This window comes from Methylobacterium sp. WL64 (assembly GCF_008039945.1).
In the GTDB taxonomy this organism is placed as follows: Bacteria; Pseudomonadota; Alphaproteobacteria; order Rhizobiales; family Beijerinckiaceae; genus Methylobacterium.
Genome location: NZ_VRVA01000190.1, coordinates 1 through 6849 on the forward strand (window position 1 = coordinate 1; position 6849 = coordinate 6849).

A 6849-nucleotide genomic window follows, 5' to 3' on the forward strand; every position below is an offset into this window, starting at 1 on the left:
GCATCGGCAGGGGGCGGCAAAGGGGAACCCGGCTTCTGGATGAAACCGAGCGGGCATGACGGCCGCAGCCATAGGCTGCACGTTGCGCCCCTCGCACGGGCCTTCGTCCCGGCCCGGCTTCGGGTGCCACCTTCCCCCGCAGGGGCGGGAGATGCGCGTGCGTCCAGCCGTCAGCCTGATTCAGCAGCGACGTCTGACTGACTTTGCCTGCAGAGGCGCAGCCCGAGCGACCCCGCTTAGAACAGCCCGTCGATCTGCCCGTCGGCATCGAGGCGGATCGTGTCGGCGGCGGGGACCCGGGGCAGGCCCGGCATGGTCATGATCTCCCCGCAGATCGCCACCACGAAGCCGGCACCGGCCGAGAGCCGGACGTCGCGCACCCCGACGACGTGGCCCTCGGGGGCGCCCATCAGGCTCGGGTCGGTGGAGAACGAGTACTGGGTCTTGGCCATGCAGATCGGCAGGTGGCCGTAGCCGTCCTTCTCGAAGGTGGCGAGCTTGCCCGCGGCCTTGGTCTCGATCTGGATGTCGGCGGCGCCGTACAGCTTGGTGGCGATCGCCCGGATTTTTTCCGAAAGCGGCGCCTCTGTTTCGTAGGCGTAGCGGATCGGGGCCGGCTCCTTGGCGGCGAGCCGCACCACCGCGTGCGCCAGCTCCTCGGCGCCGGCGCCGCCCTCGGCCCAGTGGCGGCAGGTGATCGCCTCGACGTCGAGGCGTTCCCGGCACAGCTCCTTCAGCCGGGCGTGCTCGGCGTCGGTGTCGGCGTGGAAGTGGTTGACCGCGACCACAACGGGCAGGCCGAAGCCGCGCAGGTTGGTCACGTGCCGGGCTAGGTTGGCGAACCCCGTCTCGAGGGCGCCGATGTTCTCGGCCCCGAGGCTCTTCTTATCGACGCCGCCGTGCATCTTGAGCGCGCGGATCGTGGCCACCACCACGACCGCCGAGGGGCTCAGGCCGGCCTGCCGGCACTTGATGTCCAGGAACTTCTCCGCGCCCAGATCGGCGCCGAACCCGGCCTCGGTCACGGTGTAGTCGGCCAGCCGCAGGCCGGCCCGGGTGGCGATCACCGAGTTGCAGCCATGGGCGATGTTGGCGAACGGGCCGCCGTGGATCAGCGCGGGGTTGCCCTCGAGCGTCTGCACGAGGTTCGGCTGCAGGGCGTCCTTGAGCAGCACCGTCATGGCGCCCGTGGCCTTCACGTCCTTGAGCGTGACGAGCTTGCGGTCGCGGGTCTCGGCGATGACGATCCGGCCCAGGCGCTCCTCGAGGTCGGCGAGGTCCTTGGCGAGGCAAAACACCGCCATCACCTCGGAGGCGACCGTGATGTCGAACCCGTCCTCCCGGGGGAAGCCGTTGGCGACGCCGCCGAGCGACTGGGTGATCTGGCGCAGGGCCCGGTCGTTCATGTCGACGACCCGGCGCCAGTGGATCCGGCGCACGTCGATGTTGAGCTCGTTCGCCCAGTAGACGTGGTTGTCGATCAGGGCGGCCGCGAGGCTGTGGGCCGACGTGATGGCGTGGAAGTCGCCCGTGAAGTGCAGGTTGATCTGCTCCATCGGCACGACCTGGGCCTTGCCGCCGCCGGCCGCCCCGCCCTTCATGCCGAAGCAGGGGCCGAGCGAGGGCTCGCGCAGGCAGATCATGGTCTTCTGGCCGATGCGGTTCAGCGCGTCGCCGAGGCCCACCGTGGTGGTGGTCTTGCCCTCGCCCGCGGGCGTCGGCGAGATCGCCGTCACCAGCACGAGCTTGCCCGGCGCCTTGCCCTCGAGCCCGGCGATGTAGCCGTGGTCGAGCTTGGCGATGTGCTTGCCGTAATTGTGCAGCGCCTCGTCCGGGATGCCGAGCTTCTCGGCAACCTGTGCGATCGGCTTCAGGGTCGCGGCGCGGGCGATCTCGATATCTGACGGCATGGGCGTTCTCCCTGGCTCCGCGGGCCCGGCGCCCGCCCACCCGCCGACTGTTATCGTACGGGGATCTTGCCTCGCGATGATGTGCAGCGCCGGTCGCTCGGATGCGCGGACGCAGCCCGGGACGCGGCGAGGCCGCCCGAGGGCAGCCGCGGCACTGTGCGTCAAACCGACCGGAAAAGCGCGTCGATTTTTATGAGCCGACGGACAAATTAGTCTTGCCGGCCCGGAGAGTATGCGCGCCCCGGAGGAGGCAGCTTTTAACCCCCCGACTTCTTGGCCTTGTCGGCGGCGCCCGGGGCCTCGTGCGGCTGCGGGGCGCCCTTGGGCAGTTCCGGATTCTCGGCGTTGTGCGGGGCCGCCACCGGGGCCGGCACGGTCTCGGCCGTCGCGGTGGGCTTCTCGATCTCCGGCAGGCCGTCCTTCAGCTTGTCGTTGATCTGCGCGAGGTCGTCCGGCTCGGGGTTCAGGTCCTTGGCGTGCTGCCACTGGAACTTGCCCTCGAGGCGCCGGCCCGAACGCCAGTAGGCGTCGCCGAGGTGGTCGTTGATGGTCGGGTCACCGGGCTTCAGCTCGACCGCCTTCTCCAACTCGCGCACCGCGTCGTCCCAGCGGCCGAGGCGGTAATAGGCCCAGCCCAGGCTGTCGACGATCATGCCGTCCCGGGGGCTCGCGTCGGCGGCCTGCTGCAGCAGCTTGAACGCCTCGTCGATGTTGATCTTCTGGTCGACCCAGGAATAGCCGAGATAGTTCATCACCTGGGCCTTGGCGGCCGGCTGGCTCGCCGGCACCAGGGACAGGGCCTTCTTCAGGTCGGCCTCGGCCTTGGGCCATTGCTTGGCGCGCTCGTAGGCGGTGCCGCGGAAGTAGAAGGTCGTCCAGTAATTCGCCAGCGGCCGGTCGCCGATCAGGTCGATGGCGCGGGTATAGGTGGCGGCCGCCTCCTCGTACTTCTTGCGCGCCCGCTGGACGTTGCCCAGCGCGGTGATCACGTCGATGTCGTCCGGATGCGCCTTCATGGCGGCGTCGAGATGGGCCAGCGCCTCGTCGCCCTTGCCCATCTGCTCCAGGTTGAGGCCGACCTGGATGTCGGCGTTGAGCTTGAGCGGCGAGGTCGCGGGGATCTGCGCGTAGGCCTCGTTGGCCCGCTCGGTCTGCTTCATCCGGTCCAGGGTGTCGGCGAGCGTCAGTCGGGCCAGCGCGTGGTCGGGGGCGAGGTACAGCGCGAGCCGCAGGTAGATCACCGCGGGCAGCTCGTCGCCCTGCGTCGAGCCCGCCGAGCCCAGCCCGTACAGTACCTCGGCGGCGCCCTCCTGGGCGTTGCCGATCAGGCGGGCCAGCGGCTTGCCGTCCTTGAGCTTGTCCAGGGCGTCGCGCACCAGCGGGTGCCGGGGCGAAAGCTGGTCGAAGTCGGAATAGGCCTGGATCGCCAGGTCGGTGCGGCCGAGGCTGGCCTCCAGCCGGGCGTAGGCATCGACGATCCGCAGGGTGTTGCGGTCGGCCTCGTAGGCGGCCTTGAGCCGCCGCTCGGCCTCGGCGTTGTCGCCGATCACCGAGGCGATCAGGCCGGCATGGTAGTCGCGGAAGGTGTTGTAGTAGCGCTCGCCCCGGAGCTTGTTGACCGTCTCCAGCGCCTTCTTGCCGTCACCCGCGCCGGCATAGGACCAAGCGGTCAGCAGCGTCGCGGTCAGGTCGGTGGCCGCGCCCCGGCCGCTCCTCGAAAAATTCTGGCGGGCGGCGGCCCACTGGCCGGCCTTGATCTGGCGCACCCCGAGGGAGAGGTTGGCGAGCCCGTTGGTGGGATCGCGTGCGATCAGCTTCTCGCCGGCCCGGAACGCGTCCGGCAGGGCGCCGTCGGCGAGCAGCGAGATGAAGGCGCGCTCGACCAGCTCGGCGTTGCGCGGGTCGGCCTTGACCGCCTCGCGGTAGAAGGTCGCCGCCGCCGCCGTGTCCCGGGAGGCGCCCGCGATGTAGGCGGACAGGAAGTTGCCCTCCAGGGATTCCGCGGGCTCGTATTCGAGAAGCGGGGCCGACTCGCGCGGCTGGGCGGCCAGAACGGTCTGAGGCAGGCCGGCGGCGAGCATCAGGGCGAGCGCCGAGACGCTCCGGCGGGCGCGTGTTGTCATCATGAACCGGTCGCGGCTCCTGGGCGCCGGCCTACGGGGGCCGGGCGCGAGAATGGCGGGGCATCCCCGAAAATCGCTGGGGACACTGAACGCATCCCGCCAGCCCCGCAAGGCGAAAGGATGGCGCGGGGGCTTACGGATTCAGGCCGGCGCGGTAGCCGGCGTCCTCGGACTCGCGCACGTCTGTCAGGCTTGCACCCGCGCGGGCCCTCGTCGCTTGCTGCGACAACGTTGCCGCCCGCGGCGAACAGATCGGCCGGAGGTTTGCTCGGAAGCATCGCCGGAAGCGTGTTCGTCGAGGGGCGAGGCATTCTCACAGGGATAGCGAGACCGGCACTCCGGCACGCGGCTACCCCAGGCCAGAGGTCCGGACGGGTCGAGGCAGCCGGGTCGAGAAAGGTCGTCGGGGCGAGGAAGGTCTTCGGGGCGAGGAAGCCGCCCCGATGCTTTGTCACGATTGCCACAGCGCGCGCCCTGACGTCGCGCTCAACACCCGGACGGTCGGACGAAACGTGTTTCTCTAATGAAACGGGGGCAACCGGAGCGCCATCCCGTGGGAGGCGCCGGGGCTCGGCGACCCAAACCCGCTGCCGGCTGATCGCAAACATATGGGTACGCCCGCCTGTCCGACGAACGGCGAACGCGTCAGACGGCCGATATGTATCGGCCGTCCCTCACATGTTCGGATAGTTCGGTCCGCCCGGGCCCTCCGGCGTCACCCAATCGATGTTCTGGTTCGGGTCCTTGATATCGCAGGTCTTGCAGTGGACGCAGTTCTGCGCGTTGATCTGGTAGCGCACGCCGTCGCTGGCGGCGGCGTCCTCCACCCACTCGTAGACGCCGGCCGGGCAGTAGCGGGACGAGGGGCCGCCGTAGACGTCGTGCTCCGAGCGCTTCTGCAGCTCCAGATCGCGGACCTTGAGGTGGGGCGGCTGGTCCTCCTCGTGGTTGGTGTTCGAGAGGTAGACCGAGGAGAGCCGGTCGAAGGTCAGCTTGCCGTCCGGCTTCGGGTAGGTGATCGGCGTCACCTCCGAGAGCGGCTTGAGGCAGGCATGGTCCGGCTTGCCGTGCTTGAGCGTGCCGAACGGCGAGGCGCCGAGCAGGCTGGTCGCCCACATGTCGACCCCGCCGAGCCCCACCCCTACCAGGGTGCCGTAGCGCGACCAGAGCGGCTTGACGTTGCGCACGGCCTTGAGGTCCTGCCCGATCGGGCTGTCGCGCCAGCCGGCATCGTAGGCGGCGAGCTCGTCTCCGGCCCGGCCGGCCTTCAGGGCGTCCGCGATGGCGTCGGCCGCCTGCATCCCGGACAGGATCGCGTTGTGCGAGCCCTTGATCCGCGGCACGTTGACGAAGCCCGCCGAGCAGCCGACCAGGCAGCCGCCCGGAAAGACCAGCTTGGGCACCGATTGCCAGCCGCCTTCCATGATGGCGCGCGCGCCGTAGCCGATGCGCTTGGCGCCCGCGAAGGTGTCGGCGATCATCGGGTGGGTCTTGAAGCGCTGGAACTCCTCGAACGGCGACAGGGTCGGGTTCTCGTAGTTCAGGTGCGTCACGAAGCCGACCGACAGCAGGTTGTCGTCGAAATGGTACAGCCAGGAGCCGCCGCCGGCCCGGTTCGGCAGGGGCCAGCCCATCGTGTGGCGCACCAGCCCCGGCTCGAAGGTGGAATCCGGCAGCTGCCACAGCTCCTTGACGCCGAGCCCGTACTTGAAGTGGTCGCTGTGGCGGTTGAGCGAGAACCGCTGGATCAGCCCCTTGGTCAGGTTGCCCCGGGCGCCCTCGCCGAACACCGTGTACTTGCCGCGCAGCTCCATGCCGCGGGTGTAGTCCTCGCGCGGATCACCCGAACGGCCGATCCCGAGGTCGCCCGTGGCGATGCCCGCCACCGCGCCGGCCTCGTCGAACAGCACCTCGGAGGCCGGGAAGCCCGGATAGATCTCGACGCCGAGCGCCTCCGCCTGGGCGCCCAGATACTTGCAGGTGTTCGACAGCGAGCCGACGAAGTTGCCGTGGTTCGACATCAGCTTGGGGAAGAACACGTTCGGCAGGGTCACGCCGCTGTTCTTGGTCAGCATCATGAACTCGTCGCGCCGGACCTCGGTCTTGAGCGGCCGCTCCGGATCGGTGCGCCAGTCCGGGAGCAGCCGGTCGAGGCCGATCGGGTCGATCACCGCGCCCGACAGGATGTGGGCGCCGACCTCGGAGCCTTTTTCCACCACGACGACGGAGATCTCCTCGCCGATCTCGGCCGCGCGCTGCTTCAGGCGGATCGCGGCGGCGAGCCCGGCCGGCCCGGCGCCGACCACGACCACGTCGAAATCCATGCTTTCGCGTTCGGGCAGCGCCATCGTCGAGCCTCCTGTTTTCTTGTCGCTATGCCCGATCCGTTGCCGGATCGGCAGTACGTGTCGCCGTCTCAAGCGATTCCAGACTGGAAAGGCAAGCTGCCGGAGCCCGGACTTGAGCGAAAGCTCTCCTATGCCGCATGGGGGGAATACGGACGGGCTCGGGGCGACCCGGCGGTCACCGTGGCGTGCGGCAGGGCGCCGAAGGCCGCGCCGTTCGGTCACGCAAGTCCTTGCCGTCGAGCGGGTTTCAAGAGTTGTCCACAGGCATCGAGCGCCCCACATGCTGACCAGCATGCCGAGCCCCACCGACGCGCAAGCCGACCTCATCGCCTATCTCGATTTCCACGTGGAGGCCGGCGCCGACGCGGTCCTCGACGAGCGGCCGCACGACCGCTTCGGCGAGGCCGACACGCCGGCCCCGACCCTGCGGGCGCCCCGGCGCCCGGCGGCTTCGCCCCGGCCCGCCGC

3 protein-coding genes and 1 pseudogene are annotated in these 6849 nt (G+C 69.7%); 1 reads left to right on the forward strand and 3 read right to left on the reverse strand.

From position 1 onward, the window contains the following. Positions 1-236: 236 nt before the first annotated feature. The 3 genes from FV242_RS31895 to FV242_RS31905 form a co-directional block, all read right to left on the reverse strand. Positions 237-1910 (reverse strand): formate--tetrahydrofolate ligase, encoded by a 1674-nt coding sequence (locus FV242_RS31895; protein ID WP_147941728.1) that lies wholly within the window; start codon positions 1908-1910, stop codon positions 237-239. Positions 1911-2167: 257 nt separating this feature from the next. Then, complete coding sequence (locus FV242_RS31900; RefSeq protein ID WP_147941729.1) at positions 2168-4036, reverse strand: tetratricopeptide repeat protein; 1869 nt, start codon at positions 4034-4036, stop codon at positions 2168-2170. A 671-nt stretch (positions 4037-4707) separates the two neighbouring features. Then, a complete protein-coding gene (locus tag FV242_RS31905) occupies positions 4708-6381 on the reverse strand; it encodes an electron transfer flavoprotein-ubiquinone oxidoreductase (protein WP_147941730.1) in 1674 nt (557 codons plus the stop codon). A 280-nt stretch (positions 6382-6661) separates the two neighbouring features. Here FV242_RS31905 and FV242_RS31910 point away from each other — a divergent pair. Next, a pseudogene (locus FV242_RS31910) lies at positions 6662-6849 on the forward strand (uracil-DNA glycosylase); the annotation flags it as partial.